The sequence below is a fragment of the Providencia sp. M-27 genome (assembly GCF_011077905.1).
Classification (GTDB): Bacteria; Pseudomonadota; Gammaproteobacteria; order Enterobacterales; family Enterobacteriaceae; genus Providencia; species Providencia huaxiensis.
The window spans coordinates 45,217-62,055 of the sequence record NZ_JAALBT010000011.1; the positions used below are offsets into that span (position 1 = coordinate 45,217).

General features: G+C 34.7%; 10 protein-coding genes. 4 read left to right on the forward strand and 6 right to left on the reverse strand.

Annotated elements, in window-relative coordinates; all coding sequences use genetic code 11:
• Positions 1–12: 12 nt before the first annotated feature.
• Both G6Q48_RS15425 and G6Q48_RS22835 read right to left on the reverse strand, forming a co-directional pair.
• Positions 13–5,112 carry a calcium-binding protein gene (locus tag G6Q48_RS15425; RefSeq protein WP_166267417.1) on the reverse strand — a complete coding sequence of 1,700 codons (5,100 nt, stop codon included), beginning with the start codon at positions 5,110–5,112 and terminating at the stop codon, positions 13–15.
• Between the two features lie 21 nt (positions 5,113–5,133).
• On the reverse strand, positions 5,134–6,477 hold the full coding sequence (locus G6Q48_RS22835) for a C80 family cysteine peptidase (RefSeq protein ID WP_166267419.1): 1,344 nt from the start codon (positions 6,475–6,477) through the stop codon (positions 5,134–5,136).
• A gap of 242 nt (positions 6,478–6,719) precedes the next feature.
• Between G6Q48_RS22835 and G6Q48_RS15435 the strand changes: the two genes are divergently transcribed.
• Together G6Q48_RS15435 and ydeE are read left to right on the forward strand one after the other, a co-directional pair.
• Positions 6,720–7,877: an iron-containing alcohol dehydrogenase gene (locus G6Q48_RS15435; protein ID WP_102138540.1), complete on the forward strand. Its 1,158-nt coding sequence runs from the start codon at positions 6,720–6,722 to the stop codon at positions 7,875–7,877.
• A gap of 303 nt (positions 7,878–8,180) precedes the next feature.
• On the forward strand, positions 8,181–9,368 hold the full coding sequence (gene ydeE / locus G6Q48_RS15440) for an efflux MFS transporter YdeE (RefSeq protein WP_166267421.1): 1,188 nt from the start codon (positions 8,181–8,183) through the stop codon (positions 9,366–9,368).
• Between the two features lie 52 nt (positions 9,369–9,420).
• Here the strand turns inward: ydeE and G6Q48_RS15445 are convergent, their stop codons facing one another.
• Positions 9,421–10,572, reverse strand: a complete 1,152-nt coding sequence (locus G6Q48_RS15445; RefSeq protein ID WP_166267423.1) for an MFS transporter — start codon at positions 10,570–10,572, stop codon at positions 9,421–9,423.
• Between the two features lie 530 nt (positions 10,573–11,102).
• Between G6Q48_RS15445 and G6Q48_RS15450 the strand changes: the two genes are divergently transcribed.
• The gene (locus G6Q48_RS15450) at positions 11,103–12,347 is read left to right on the forward strand and encodes an MFS transporter (RefSeq protein ID WP_166267425.1); all 1,245 of its coding nucleotides are present in this window, start codon (positions 11,103–11,105) and stop codon (positions 12,345–12,347) included.
• Positions 12,348–12,401: 54 nt separating this feature from the next.
• Here the strand turns inward: G6Q48_RS15450 and G6Q48_RS15455 are convergent, their stop codons facing one another.
• On the reverse strand, positions 12,402–13,811 hold the full coding sequence (locus tag G6Q48_RS15455; RefSeq protein WP_231068302.1) for an aminotransferase-like domain-containing protein: 1,410 nt from the start codon (positions 13,809–13,811) through the stop codon (positions 12,402–12,404).
• Between the two features lie 152 nt (positions 13,812–13,963).
• Between G6Q48_RS15455 and G6Q48_RS15460 the strand changes: the two genes are divergently transcribed.
• Entirely contained in the window at positions 13,964–14,101 is a 138-nt protein-coding gene (locus G6Q48_RS15460; RefSeq protein ID WP_166267429.1) for a hypothetical protein, read from the forward strand.
• 259 nt (positions 14,102–14,360) lie between these two features.
• Here G6Q48_RS15460 and ada read toward each other — a convergent pair whose 3' ends face one another.
• Together ada and G6Q48_RS15470 are read right to left on the reverse strand one after the other, a co-directional pair.
• The gene (gene ada, locus G6Q48_RS15465) at positions 14,361–15,440 is read right to left on the reverse strand and encodes a bifunctional DNA-binding transcriptional regulator/O6-methylguanine-DNA methyltransferase Ada (RefSeq protein WP_375373111.1); all 1,080 of its coding nucleotides are present in this window, start codon (positions 15,438–15,440) and stop codon (positions 14,361–14,363) included.
• Between the two features lie 163 nt (positions 15,441–15,603).
• The gene (locus G6Q48_RS15470; protein WP_102140318.1) at positions 15,604–16,782 is read right to left on the reverse strand and encodes an MFS transporter; all 1,179 of its coding nucleotides are present in this window, start codon (positions 16,780–16,782) and stop codon (positions 15,604–15,606) included.
• Positions 16,783–16,839 lie beyond the last annotated feature (57 nt).

Here is a 16,839-nt window from a genome sequence, read left to right on the forward strand (position 1 = left end):
ATGTGAGGGTAATCACTGGTGGTGATAAACTTGATTATTGTTATTTTTATTATCTTGGGGGATTTTTACTTTGACTGTCCGCAAATTAGATTCCGATGTATAAAGATGGTAAGTCTCTTCTCGTTGATTTATGACCTTATACTCTGTTCTAAAGTTAAATAAATGAATACGATTAAATCCAACTTGGTCTACTATCTCTGTATTACCGAAGCCTTTACTTCCATCGATTAAATAATGATCCCCACCTCCTTGTCCATCAAGTTTATCATTACCTAAATCAGATAGAATCAGATCGCTCTTTTCACCACCATATACATAATCATTACCGTTTCCCCCATACAAAACATTCGCCCCTCCATTGGCAATTACAATATCATTACCATCTCCTGAATTTATAATATTTCCAGTCATGCTATTATCTTCAATAAGGTCATCACCATTGTTTGTATCTAAAATAGGATAGCGGGAATTATATCCCTTAGGGATTTTCATATAATCATCCCTTTCCATGGGTAACTCAAAACATTCAACGGCCTCTACATCATGAAACTCTTGCCCCACTTTTATTTTAAATAGACTTCCATGACCATCTTTAATGTAAATGTCTTTACTCATTGGAAATGATAAATTAATAAGATTAATTTCAAGTTTCTCATTACTGAACTTATCATATAAAAATATTGATGTCCCTAATGCCTTAATATTAAACCCATTCTCATAAGGTAACAAAATTAGCACATCAAAATCATCTTTCATTTCTGGTTTAATATTTAAAAAATCAAACGTTATTTTACCTTTAAAAATTTGATCTGGGCTAACCTGATAAATATCTTTCCCTTTAGTAATCATAACATGGCTGTTTCTACTTACCATTAATAGATAGTCACCACTACTGCTTCCCTCATATTCTAGCTTACTTACTAACCCATGAAATTTAAAATCTCCCCATAGGGGTTGATGGTGTATTTTATTATCAACTGAAATCGTTTTTTCACTCTCATCAATACTCATTGTAGTAGCAACGCCCTTTTGATAAGTAATGTTGAAAATATTTTCACTGATAATATGTGAAGCACTTGAGTCTAAATCATTTAATTTAGTATTTAATACAAACCCGTCCCGTGTATGTAATTGATAGCGATGAACAATCTCTCTACCATTACTATGGCGTTTATACATGTTTTTTAAAGTAACATTCAATATTAATTTTTTGGTTTCTGACTCCGCTAATTTCATTTCAATAGCTAAGATGAGGTCATTACCAGAGATACACACCCCCTTGATTTCGTTTAATGTATACCCTAAGTTTACTCTGCTTTGGCTTTGGGTATTTTCAATAATTACAGCAGATAGCTCTAATAAGTTATTATTTAATTCATCTTGCTCATTGTACCAATCAACACGACGTAGAAAATAACTATCATCCCCTTCGCCACCATTAACTATTCCAGATTCAAATATTAACTGGTCATCTCCCTCCAGACCTTGAATAAAGGCAATTGTTGCCCCAGCATCCAATGTGTTGGGTTCTTTATTGCCTAATAGTTCTGCTTTCGTAGTTCTATCCCCAATTAGCATCACATCATGAACATTACGTAGATGTATCCGCTTAACGCCATGATTTATTAACGCTACTTCTGATGTCTCATTGCTCAAATTGATATCAATTTTACACTTAGATGGAATATCTTTAATAATTATGCCATTACTGCCGCCGTTACCATCAAAATAAATATCTTTGTTTTCTTGAACATCATACTTAAATAACAAGGACAAGTTTGTAATGTCATCCATTTCTCCTCCGACTAGAAATTTATGCCCTGTATTGATGTTAAACAAATTCCTTGAATTTTTTTTCCCAACGATAATATCTGTCCCATTTCCTGGGTTAAAACTAATGTTTTTTTGCTTTGCTTCTTTTTCATATCGATAACCAATATTTTGCATACCTTCATAAATAACCCTAGGGTCCTCACTCAAAAATTCCCTTGCAGTATCAATAGGTTGATTTAAAAATTCATTCCCTAGCCTATTCACTGCAATATTGCTACTAATATCTGGGTGAGTAATATTGGTGTAATTATTTCTGGCTTGAAATAACCGTAATTCTGATGCCGATAAAGAACTTAATTGTGTAGCAACTGACTGCCTTTTTTTTAATCTATAAGATGTACTCAAGTTATTTTTATGTAAGAACTCTTTTAATAATGAACTATCATATTCAGGGTTAAGCACAATAATATCGTTGGCAACCTCCTCACCAATGTCTTTATAATCGATAGGAGCCTTTTTATTCACAAGCCTAAAACGATAATTAAAATTCAGTTCATTAATGCTTTGAGGTTGAGTGCTTTTTACCCAGCGATTATCTTGAGGATCATAATAATAATTTTCCCGAATAAAATTAATTTGCTCGATAGTATAGTAAGGCCCGATTTCATCACTATCAATATGACGAAGAAATACACTATTATCCGAATCAGAAAACTCTATACTATCAATTGCTTTTGAATTATCTCTATAATAAATATAATACTTTATATGTTCCTCAAGGATCGGTTTACCAACCAGTTGCAAGTGTTCATCAAACCCCTGATATAAAAATGATGACTTAAAAGTATCTAAATCTTGTTGCCAATTTATATTTTTAAAGTAAGTTAAATGCTGTTTATAACTAAATCGATTTAATATATTGTCTGAAAGGGGAAAACCAAGTGCGGCACGAATACCTTCTCTAGCTTTTTCATCCCAGTCTAGAGACTCACCGAGTTCCTCTTCAATTTTTTCTACTGCGCGAATACCTGTATATACCATCCCTCCAATTAATAAGGAACCTGCAACAATTAAACCAACAACGGGTATTGCAGATGAACCAATGATTATACCAATCATAGTTACACCACCCACAGCGATGTTGGCAATTGACAATGAACCATTCACAATTAAATCTTGCCGATCTTTATCATTTGTAACTTTATCTAGCTGTTCAAATGCTTCACAAGCTTGATATACATCTAGACCCATTCCAATTAAGTTAAATATAATTGTAATACGAGCCGTAATTTTCGATGACACATTAAATGAGCCAGCTTGTTTATAAGCTAGCTTAAGTAAAATAGGTTGTAAGACCATATCTCCATAATTAAAAAATGCATTTGCACAGGCTAGATCAAGATTTCTCTGTATTTCTCGCTTTTCTTTCTCTGATAAATTAGGATTATCTAATTCATCTATCAACTGATAGACAGAATTGATCGTCAAAAATATTCCTGTAGAACCAATTCCTTGTCCGAAATGATTAGCCATTCTGGCATAGACTGGTAATTTAGCACCGACACGCCGTAAATCTTCCATGGCTGTCTCCATATTCGCCCAATCATCAAATTGTAATTTCTGAATAATCTGGAATTGTTCTTGTAGTACGGCCCTTGGTTGGAGCATTGAATTACCATCAATTCGTCTTGCTATTTGATCATCTTGTAAGCTCTTATTTAGCATTTTAATTAAATTAATATCCTTTTCATTGCCAGTTAAAAAGGCTAACTGAAATACTAATTTATCAGGATTAAATTTAACATTATCCTCCCAGTTTGCGAGCTTAGTATGTTTAAAATCTAATGGCTCGTTATCTATCGTAGCCCCAATATCTCTAAGCGTTTTCAATGAGGTGACCTGCTCGCCAAAAATAATTTCCGAGTTATCAGTCACTGATATTTCTGATAACCTGAAAACGACATCTAGCTCACTCATTATATTTTTCTGCATACTTTGGTATGCTTCACTCTTTGTATTTATAGATTTCACTTCGCCAAACAGGGCTTCGCCTACTTCATGTTTAAATCCTGCAATACTTCCTCTTGTGGACGCTGTACCATCCTCTTTGATTATTTCTTGGTTAATATATTCATTGAAAATATTAAATAAGTGTTGCTTTGCTTGGCTAAATTCTGAATGACTAATAATCAGCTCGACACCTGTCGTATCGGATAAAGTCAGAAAGTACTTATCATTGTACGAGTAGCTTGTAATTGTATATATTTCTTCATCACTTTGAAACGTGATGATTTGATTGTTCCCTATATTTTCAAATAAGACTATGTGAGATTGCTCGTTTATTTCATTAGAAACAGCGCCTAATAAATCAGAATTAAATTGATATATTTCATCAAACCGATTGAGTAATTTCAGCTCATTACTGGTAATATTACCCAATTCTTTTTTACGTGTTAGTTTCGTTAAAACCTCTAATTTATCATTAAATTGTAAACGTTGTTCATTAGTTAAATTACTATATTTTAAAAGATGTAAAAAATAGAGTCCTTCAAAATAATGTATCTCAACTGGTAATTTGTTGAGTGTAATGTCGAACCCGTCTTTAAATGATAACTGAGAGAGTGCTGCATAATTGGATTTTATTTTTTCATTTAAATCAATAATTAATTCAAACTCTTTTCTCAATGATTTTTTATCTGCAAATGGCATTTCAATATCTATATAGATAATTAAAAAGTCTTCAATATGTTGATTATATTCTTTTAACTTTATTGGGTCTTGAACTAATTTCAAAACTTTTGCATGATTATAACCTTGTCCACTTGGGAATAACTCAGACAAACGGCTTATAGACTGTTTACTTAGGTAATTTATTTTTTCAGGCTGGTGACTTAAAAATGCCAAAATTTCCTTTACTTCAATAACCTGTTGCTTAATCCCAGTAGTGCCATCATCAGAAAAAATTGAATCCCACATCTGGGAAAAATAGTTTTCATTCTCAGCATCACATATTTTGTTAATTCTTTTGCTGATGATCGGGTCATATGCTGCAACTTTTAATTTATCTTTATCAATACTCCCATCTTGGAATGTAAAGTGTCCTTTTAAATAAAGGTTTTTACTTATATCAATGTTTTCTATTAGCAAATTACCTATGCTAATATCCTCAAGTAATGCTCTTATTTTATGTCTTGTTTCAAAATTATTCTCTAAAAAGACTTTTGAATATATTCCATTTGTTTTTAGTTTACTATTTAAATCATCAAAAAAACTTATTTTCTCATCTTTAGTTAATAATGATTTTTTATCGGTTAAATACAGTGAAATACTTTCTGGCATTTTAAAACCATATCTTAATCTTCATACATTTAACGAGTTAGCATAGTTTTGTACATAACCAGGTTCAGGATGAAGATTATCTATTAACATCCACTGTTGTTTGGGTGCCTTGAGTAACTGCTCTATGTCACCATGCTCTAAGAAAAACTCCATTGTATTCGGATTTAACTGAAACAACAGTGTGCTATTCGGGAAATCCTTCAGTAGATCTTCCGTATATTTTTTCCCTACAATCCCCCTTCCTGTTCGAATAATGATTTTGATATTATCGTTATTTTTTTGCGAGTTAACATTCACATTGTCTTTATTGATCATTAACCATAATGGTGCTTCTAATATTCCAACATTCTCATATTCACGAAGTATTTCACGTCTAAAATCACTATTAAATAGAATGCCTTTCGTGTTTAATTTATTTTTAAAAATATCGTATGCATCATGGTTAAAAGCCACTTTCTTAATCAAATCAATGTCGATTTTATACTCATTGTTTGGATCCCTAAAAATATCCATTGCAGTAGAGTGGTAATCTTTTATTAACTGCCAAACGTCTAGCTCACCACTTCTTAACTCATCGATAAAATATAAACTAGCATGCTTGCCATTAATATAGGCTTGTTGGTCAGTTTGGTTAAAATTAATTTCTAACCGCCAATTCTTAGTAGATTGCGTTTCCCCAGTTAAATCATATGGCCACGTTATTTTTTTACTGCCACTAGTGACACCGATAGGTCTATTATAACCCACGACTGGAAGATATATTCCCTGTTTAGCTAGTTCAACACTTGCCCTAAAAACAAAATTTTCATTTACACCCCCACGGCCTAATTGGCAGCCGGCTAAAACAATCTTACTCGGTGGGTATGCTTTTAACACATGACTTTTAAGATACTTCAGCCCTGCAATAAGTTGGTATGCTTGGTACCCTTCAAAATAACTTTGCTGGTTACGTCCTTTATACTGCCCATGGCCAATAACCGCCCAACGTATTTTCCCTTTAATTTTAGTTTCTAAGTCACCATGTAGTACCTTCCATTGTTCATTTGCAATATCAAACTGTATTACAAGTGAATTATTAGGAAATTTCGCTAATAATCGACCCGTTGATTTAGCCGCAGTGTCATCACCTCCTATTTGAATCAAAACGTGATAATCATGTGTAGAGTCATTTGTTGGCTTACTCATTGAATGATGAGCAATTTTAAGCCTTGTAAATTCATCTATAGGATTAAACCAATTAGATATATTGTTAAGTTCAGAAGATTGTTCCCCTACTAATGGCCTACCATCTATATGTTCCGTTAAAAATATCAAATCTTTATTAATTATTTTATAATTAATTTTCTTATCATTTATATTTATCATCTGAATTTTCTGTCCATGTCAAATTAAATCCCACCTTCAACTTAACAAGATTGCCACATCAGTAAAATATAAAAAAAACAATTAAGATTAACTACAATTAACAATGATCAAGATAATTTCTCTATTGAAATATAAACCATTAAATCGATATTATGTGCAATCATTTAGGTTGTATTATGTTTACTTGTAATTATATGCATGTAATTATTTAGATTCACTTCTACTTTCTACGAGGGCCATATATGAACAATTTCGAATTTTATAACCCCACTCGTATCATTTTTGGTGAAGGTAAAATCAGCGAACTTGACCGAGTTGTCCCTAAAAATGCTAAGGTTCTTATTTTATTTGGCGGTGAAAGTGCAAGAAAAACAGGAACCTTAAGCGAAGTTGAGCAAGCTTTAGGGTCTCGAACATTCGACCATTTTGGTGGGATTGAGGCTAATCCTCGCTATGAAACCTTGATCAAAGCTGTCGATAAAATTGAAAAAGAAGGCTTTGATTTTTTACTAGCTGTGGGTGGCGGTTCCGTCATTGATGGCGTTAAATTTGTCGCTGCTGCGGTAAATTATCCAGGCGATAAATGGGAAGTGGTCACAAACAGAGGTGCGACCATAAAAACTGCGCTGCCTTTTGGTACAGTATTAACATTACCTGCTACAGGTTCTGAAATGAACAAAGGTTCTGTGATCACTCGTGAAGAACTGCATTCTAAACTTGCTTTTATGAGCGACCATGTATTTCCTCAATTCTCTATTCTTGACCCAGTAAAAACCTATACTTTACCGACTCGCCAAATCAGTAATGGCGTTGTTGACGCTTTCGTTCATGTTATTGAACAATATTTAACTTATCCAGTGAATGCCTACGTTCAAGATGCATTTGCAGAAGGTTTATTAAAAACATTAATAGAAATTGGCCCTAAAGCTCTTGAGACACCAAAAGATTATGATATTCGTGCCAATTTAATGTGGACGGCTACGTTGGCTTTAAATGGTTTAATCGGTGTTGGTGTTCCACAAGACTGGTCTACACATATGTTAGGCCACGAAATCACTGTGCTGTATGGTTTGGATCATGCACAAACACTCGCTATTGTTCTGCCATCTATGTTGGCCGAAAGATTACCACAAAAACAAGCTAAGTTAGCACAATACGCTGAACGAGTCTGGGGAATTACATCTGGTTCAGAGCAAGAGAAAGCATTAAAATCTATCGAGTTAACTCGAGCATTCTTTGAAAAAATGCAAGTAGGCACACGTTTTAGTGACTACCAGCTGACTCAAGATGTTATTGAACCATTAATCAACAGCTTGGCTGCACACGATATGGTGAAATTAGGCGAGCACCAAGATATTGACCTAGTGGTTAGCCGTCGCGTATATACGGCTGCTTTATAATTTTACCTCTCTCGAAAAGGTGCAAAGTTGCACCTTTTTCGTATTTTATCATCAAGACGCCTTTTTCTTATAACTCATTTAAATTTATTGATAATTACAACAGCACATAACGTTTCATTGGCTAGATTGTATTTCATATTTCCAGATATTTAATTGAAAATGGTACATTAGCATCAGCAAAATATCGTTTTCAATTTTGAGCATTAATCACCATATCTCACCACTGTAAATTTAGGTATTTTATAGCTTACAGATAGTTTGAAACAAATATATAACAACAATTAATAAGTTAGGTTGTGAGCCATGTTATCTAAATTTAATATATCAAACAGTGCATTACTTGCATCGTCACTGCTCTTAACTATTGGGCGTGGTGCAACATTGCCCTTTATGGCTATTTACTTAACCCGCGAATATAAAATGGCTATTGATATTGTCGGTGTCGCAATGTCAATGGCTATGGTGGTCGGTGTTTTATTTAGCATGGGCTTTGGTATGCTAGCTGACCGCGTTGACAAAAAACGCTGCATGTTATCTGCAGTTATCGCCTTTATTTGTGGGTTTGTTGCAATACCTATCGTTAATAATGCAATTCTCGTCATTATTTTCTTTTCGCTAATAAATTGCTCTTATTCCGTGTTCTCAACGGTACTAAAAGCCTATTTTGCAGATACTCTTACCGTTGCATTAAAAGCAAAAATATTTTCCTTAAATTATACATTCATTAATATAGGTTGGACCGTTGGGCCACCTATTGGTACTTGGTTATTAATGTATAGCATTAACTTACCATTCTATTTAGCTGCAATTTCTGCCGCTTTCCCTATATTCTTTATACAGAGGTTTGTGCAAAGCATAAAACCAATACCTTTAGAAGAAGGCCAGATCCGTAAATGGAACCCTGTCGCTATGCTAAGAGATCAAGTCCTAGCATGGTTTATTTTATCCACCTTCTTAGGCTCATTAGTTTTCGGTACTTTTACGACTTGGATATCGCAGTATGCCATTACCGTTGCTAACAGCGACTTTGCCCAAGTGGTTATTGGCGTTATTTTACCTGTGAATGCAATTGTCGTTGTAACTTTGCAATATACGGTCGGCAAACGGATCACTCCAGATAATTTAAGAAAATTAATGACATTAGGTAGCCTATTTTTCATTTTAGGATTAGCAACCTTTATGTATTCTCATGAAAATTTATACCTTTGGGCTCTTGGCGCCTTTATTTTCACTCTAGGTGAGTTAATCTATGCCCCTGGAGAATATATGTTAATTGATAGTATTGCCCCTGACGGAATGAAGGCCAGTTATTTTTCGGCTCAATCTCTAGGGCTACTTGGTGGTGCATTTAATCCGATGTTAACAGGAGTTGTACTAACTGAACTTCCACCCTATTTTATTTTCATTATTCTTATGTTTATTACATTTTTAGCCTGGCTATCCATGTTAAATGGAATGCGTCTAAGAAAAAAACAATTATTAGTTGTCTGACCCCTCGCATTTTCTCCATCGAAAACTATTTTCAGTGGAGAAAATACCCTATCTATAGTTTCTTTGCCCTTTCTCTCGAAGGAATAACTAAAACAATAGCCGAGCTCAATAATACAATAATCATGATTATAGAAACGTTAAGATAATTTTTTGCAAAGAGTAAAGAAAAGATTGGTAATGCAGATAATAAAATTAAGTTGTTAACACTTTCGGATATAGACAAGATAAAACCTTTATTCTCTGCACTTTTTCTTGCTAACATTGCTGTACTTATCGGTGATGCTAGGCCCAACATCCCCCCTAAAACAGCCAAGCATAATCCATGACTAATTAACGAAAGCCACCCACTGAGAAATAAAGTAATCGTAACCATAATTATTAAAATAATAACCACGAGTTTTGTATTATTTGATGCTTTAATTTTTTCAATTTTTGTAACTAAGCCATTACCACATAATAGCCCAATTCCAAATAATCCCATTAAGCTACCGACCTCCACACTTTCTAAGTAGGATCGTTGCCTTAATATTTCACCTGCAAGCAAAAACATACAAACCGACACGCCATTCCATATGCTTTTAGCTAATATGAATCTGACAATACCTACGTGCTTAATCGCTTTAAAAGATAATTTTCTTCCGATCGTTTTTTGAGAGTGCGGTAGCGTAAATAACGCTATGATAAATACCAATAAGCATCCTATTGCGGTATATACAAATGGAGCATACCAAGCAAAATATTGAACTAATACCCCTGCAATGATAGGCCCTGTAATAATACCGACTGTCATTCCCATCATAATACTCCCCATTGCTATAGCCTGTTGACTTTCACTAATTACATCAGCAACAAGGGCAAAGATAACGGGAACAAGTGCGGCAGAAGCCAATCCACCGAGCCCCCTTAAAACTAGAGCAATCAATAAATTAGGCGCAAAAATGATAGCTAAACTGTCGAGCGATAATAACAAGAGAGCCGTGAGCACAATTTTACGCCTGTCAATTCTATCTGATAAGAAACCAATAATAGGAGCAGCCAAGGTATAGGCCAAAGCATAAGCCGATATCAGCCAAGTAATCTGTTCGGGCTGAACATGAAACACAATTGCTAACGGCGATATAATAGCCGACAACATGAATTCTGCGGTGCCAACAAGGTATACCGCTACTGCAGATAAAAGCAGTAAGTAATGAGTGGAGATCATAATATTCTCGTTTTGACATACATTAAATTTCCCAATCATTGCTATGATTGAGGTTATAGCGTTTTTTTAAGAAAATGAGGGAGTTTTTTGGTAATGAGTTGCTAGGGAGCAAGTGATGTTTAACGACTGGAAATATTGAGATAATTAGTTGAGACAGTAAACTGGAAGACAAACGTGAAGAGACAGCCATTAAACCTTAAACGTTAATTAAATTCAACTAACTTATGAAAAAGTTAAATAAATATTATCTATTGTTCAGATATTTTGAATACAGAAACGAGAATTAATAGCTAATTTTATTATTTCTATGTGTTTGAATACGTAATATCTCCTATATAAATAGGCTAACTCCAGCTATTAATCGATGATTATCCGCCTCCATATCAAAAAAAACTCTCACTAGCTATTTTATAATGCACAAACAATAACAAGATAGATGCTTCCATACTTGGTTATTAAATGAATTGAAAAGAACAGTTTATTTAATAATTAAATTAAAGCATGTTTAAGCTAACGGAAGGTGTATAAACATGAATATCACGACTCGGTTGAAATTTGTTTCATTTCTACAATTTTTTATCTGGGGATCATGGCTAGTTACTTTCGCGTCTTATCTCTTCAATACATTGCACTTCAAAGGCGGTGAAATTGGTCTGATTTTTAGTACATTAGGCATTTCAGCTTTATGTTCGCCAATTATCATCGGATTTATTGCAGATAAAATTAATAACCGAAAGCTTGTTTACGTTGCATCACATATTATTTCTGCTGTATTTTTAATCGCTATGGCTCATAGTCATTCAATAACCCTGCTATTTATTATGACATTAGTTCATCTAATGTTTTATATGCCAACTATTTCTGTTTGTAATAGCATTGTTTTTGAAATGTTGAGTGCCAAGAAACTCGATTCTGATGTCTATTTCCCCAAAATACGAGTTTACGGTACTGTAGGCTTTATTGTCGCTATGTGGACAATTAGCTTATTAAAATTGGAAATGAGTTTTTATCAATTATATGTCGGCGCAATTGCATCGGTTGTGCTCAGTATTTTTTCTGTATTCTTTATTTCAACGCAGAGCTGTAAAATTGAGAAAAAAGGAGAAAAATCCAGCTTTAGTTGCCAAAATATTATTTTACTATTTAAAAAAGGAAGAGTAGCAGTATTCTTATTTTTTGCCATGCTATTGGGATCTGTCTTACAAATTACCAATACCTTTGGCGTCCCCTTCTTACAAGATATGGCATTAATGCCCGAAGCTAGAGGCTCTATTTTTTCTGAATATCCCACTATCTTTTTATCAATATCGCAATTTTCTGAAATCATCTTCATTTTGCTTTTACCTCTGCTACTCAAAAAGTTCAAAATTGAAACCATCTTATTCATGAGTATGATTGCGTGGATTTTACGATTAGGTTTATTTGCCTATGGTGATTTCACTGTAATTGGTACCATCGCTTTATTTTTGTCCATGGTTGTATACGGCTGCGCATTTGATTTCTTTAATATCGCTGGCGCACTATTTTTGGAAAAAGAAATTGCTCCCGAATTTAGATCGACAGCTCAAGGTGTATTCACCACATTAGTTAACGGTTTTGGTACTTTTTTAGGTGCTGTATTATGTGGTTGGGTTATCGAATTAAATACGGTCAATGGCGTGGTGGATTGGAAAACTTTCTGGATGATTTTTACGGGGTACACGGCTAGCTTCACTCTTATTTATTTGGTTTACTTGTTTTATTCTAAAAATAGCCAACCAAAAACGACTATTTAACAACTGATAGCCCCCTTATTCATTAGACATATTTACAGAATAAGGGGCTTTATATTATTTTAAACTTGTGACTTTTAATGCTTCCCCTAATATTTTAATTGCATTGCGTCGCCTTGCGATTAATGGAAGCGCGTAATTTATTCGTAAATGATTAAGGAAACATCCACCAGTCGAGAAATGTTCCCCGGTTAGAACAGTGACTTTATTACGATGTAGAATATCGAGTAATTTACGATTATCAACCGGTAGATGTTCAACCCACAATGAAAATCCTCCTTGTGGCCGCGAAATACGAGTATTAACAGGAAAATGGGTTTCAACTAACTCTTTATATTGGCATTGTAGTTCACTATAATGCTGTCTCATTCGGCGCAAATGCAAAAAATAATGCCCTTCCTTTAAGAAGTTCGCCATAACTTGCTGCATAAAAATCTCACCAGAGCAGTGAGATAAATATTTTAAATGCAGAACTTTCTCTTTATATCTCCCGGGGATTATCCACCCCGTACGAGTACCTGGTGCAACCGTTTTTGAAAAAGAACTACATAAAATTACATGTCCATTGTTATCTAGCGATTGTATTGTCGAAGGCCTTGGATACTGATACGCCAACCCTGCGAGGCAATCATTTTCAATTACTGTTCCATGATATTTTTCAACAATATTCAATAAACGTTGTTTGTTATTATCAGGCATGATACAGCCCATTGGGTTATTGCAACTCGGCGTCACAACAACTGCTTTTACTTCCCAGCGTTCGAATGCTTCCTCTAGCCTATCGAGGTCTATTCCAGTTTCAGGGTCAATAGGAATTTCAATAATTTTCCGACCTAAGCCATACAACGTTTGTAACAATCCTGGAAATGTTGGCGATTCAACTGCAATAACATCATTACCTTGTGTACACGCTTGCAAAGCGATTGATAATGATTGATGACCACTCGTCGTGGTCACAATATCATCAGGCGTAAACAGATGACTATCATCGGAAATTAAATGAATTTGTTCTCTTAAGGACGCTAGCCCTTGCAAGCTATCATATTCCAGAGTTAGGGAAAGTTTACGACGTGCAACCATGGTCATTTCTTGCCATAGTGGCTCTAAACTTTTATCTTCTATATTAGGGACGGCACAAGATAATGATGTCACACCATGCCGCTCAGATACACGCAGAAAATCCATTGTTGGATTCCATTGAGCAACTTGGACAGGTTTTTGAATATAATTTGCCACTTTAGGCAAAAGAGCTTCTGTTTTTTCTGGTATCACAAAATACCCTGATTTAGGTACTGCATAAATCAGTTGTAAACGTTCCAGCTCACGGTACGCGAGTTGTGCAGTAGTGATGCTGACTTGATGAGTGCGCCCAATATCCCTCACTGACGGCATCTTTTCACCGCTAAGAAACTCACCTTGTTTAATTTTTTCCTGTAGTTCTTGTGCTATTTGTTTGTACAGTAACACATTATAAACCCTTCTCATTTTCCCATAGGGATAATGTAATACAAAAATGACTGAATTTGATCTGTATTTTGCAAAAAAACAAATCTGTCACTTTTTTAAAAATGTTCGCCATGCAATTCTAAATATAAATTCGTACTTTATTAGGAATATTTATGGAATATGAAAAAAACACAAGAGGAAAGCCATACCCTAAATTCATCTTATTACAACCTATTGTTTGGATATTTAAGAAAGCAAATACTTTTATTCGAGAAAAAAGACGTGAAAAATATAAAGGACAAAAAATATAGCATTATTATCAACCGTATAAAAAAACATATTACCTGGATAGTTTTTAATGGGTTTGTAATGGGTTTTTCACATATCAATAAATGAAAATAGCTACTTCTAAAAATAATATTTTAGTTTTAGATATCATATTGTATTTACTAATACAGCACCCATTATATATTAATATAGGTGCTGTTAATCTTAAATATTCTAGCTAAAGTAATTTATTAGACATAATGATATGAAAACTATGGCCACCCATGATTTTCTTAGCTATCATTAACTATTATCTGCCTTATACTGGGCTTCTTTTAGCAATAGCGCTTGTTTTCGATCAATGCCCCAACGATAGCCTGAAAGATCACCATTACTTCTAACCACTCGATGACACGGAATAGCGACAGCTAACATATTTGCACCACAGGCATTAGCTACCGCTCTGACTGCACTAGGCTTGCCAATTTTCTCTGCAATATCTCTGTAGCTTACCGTTTCTCCTAATGGAATATTTCGTAAAGCTTGCCAGACGCGCTGTTGAAATGCAGTACCTTGAATGTCTAATGGTAAATTTAAACCAATTTCAGGTGCCTCGATAAAACCCACTATCTGAGCTACCAGTTGTTCAAAACCGTCATCTCCTCCAATCAGCTCTGCTTTTGGGAATTTATCCTGTAAATTATTCAATAACTGCTCAGGGTCATCCCCTAATAAAATAGCACAAACACCTATCGGACTTTGTGCAACGAGTAGTGTCCCCAATGAGCAAACTGCAAGAGCAAAATAAATTTTATTACCACCGCCACCTGATTTCCATTCACTTGGTGTCATACCTAATCGTTTAGATGAAGCTTCATAAAAGCGACTATTTGATTGATAACCCGCATCATAAATAGCGTCAGTTATTCGTTTTTTTTCTTGGAGCTGTCGTTGCAATGCTTTGTGGCGAAAAGCATCCCCGTATGCCTTTGGGGTTAACCCGGTTTGTGCTTTAAATAAACGATGTAAATGGTAACGGCTCATACCAATATAATCAGCTAAACTTGCCAGACTCACCGCTTGCTCCTGCAGTTCAATATAACGGCAAGCTTTTTCAATTTGTTCTTGGTAAAATTGGGCTAATCGTGAATTTTCTGCTCGAAAACGTTTTCCAGCACGATAGCCTTGTTTAATCGCTTGCTGTTCACTATCGAAAAATTCAACGTTATTTCTATTTGGTAAACGCCCAGCCGCAGAAGGATGGCAATAAATAGCTGATGTTTTTACACCGTAAATAAAATGACCATCTGCGGCTTTATTTCGTTCAATTACCGCTTGCCATCTCTGTTCCGGTGTTTTCCACAAATTTTTAGCTGTCATCATGCCACCCTCCGCTAGATAATTACATTAATTATGGCAAATTTCAGTACCAAAAAACTCCGAACATTGCTTTTTAATTCAGATTGTATTTATCCAGTGCGATAATCCTTTTAATTTATTGAACTGTAACTTTATGATAATCATCAGTTGAATAAATGTAATTAAATTAGTCATATGCAATTTCAGCTTCTACTTTAATATCGGATTTTTTGCGAAAAGAAACCAGAATAACCAAAATACCTAAAACAGCAACGAGTGCTCCCATAAAACTAATCATTGAATAGCTATACCCGTAGGATAAAACTACCCCTCCAATTGCTGCACCTATAGCATTTCCTAAATTAAATGCCCCAATATTAACGGAAGAAGCTAAGGCTTGAGCCCCTGTAGCTGCATTCATAACTAACATTTGAATTGGTGGTACAATACCAAAACTAAAAATACTCCATATCATTAGGCCGACACCCGCACCAAAAGCATTTATCGCAATAAATGGGAATATAGCCATACTTAATGCCAACATAATGAAAAATATTATTAAAGTGCCAAAGAGCGACTTATCTGCAAATAATCCACCAATATAGTTACCAATAGTAAAACCTACACCAATAATCACTAACATCATCGTGATCATTTGGTCTGAAGCCTGAATAAAACTCATTAACATTGGTGTAATATAGGTATACAGCGTAAACATTGCACTTGCACCTAAGACAGTAGATAACATGCCTAACAGGACTTGAGGGCGACGTAAAATACGCAATTCACTTTTTACATTTACTTTTGTCCCCATTAGGTTACTTGGTAAAGCCCAAATTAAACTAATAATCGTCAGAATGCCTAAAATTGAAATTAAATAAAATGCCTGCCTCCATCCCACAACTTGTGTTAATTTCGTCATCAGAGGTACTCCTCCGATATTGGCTATTGTTAGCCCCATAAACATAGCCGCTATTGCACTTGCTTGTTTCCCCGGAGGAACCACACTTGCCGCAACAATTGCACCTAATCCAAAAAATGCGCCATGATTCAAACTCGTCACGAATCGTGAAAGTGACAGTGTCACTAAATCAGGTGACATTGCCGATAATACATTCCCAACAGTGAAGATCGACATCAAAAATACTAGTGCTACTTTAGGCCGCTTTTTTACCAATAATAGTGTCATAATAGGAGCGCCAACCATAACGCCAAGGGCATAAATAACCACTATCACACCCACAGATGGAATACTTTCTTGTATATTATCAGCAATATAAGGAAGCATTCCCATTGGCGAAAACTCTGTTGCTCCAATAGCAAAAGCCCCTATTGCTAATGCTAGTAATGCCGTGTTAATTCTCATATAAAAACCTTATTGAAATAATTTATTAACATTTTTATTAATGAGCAGAATTTTTTC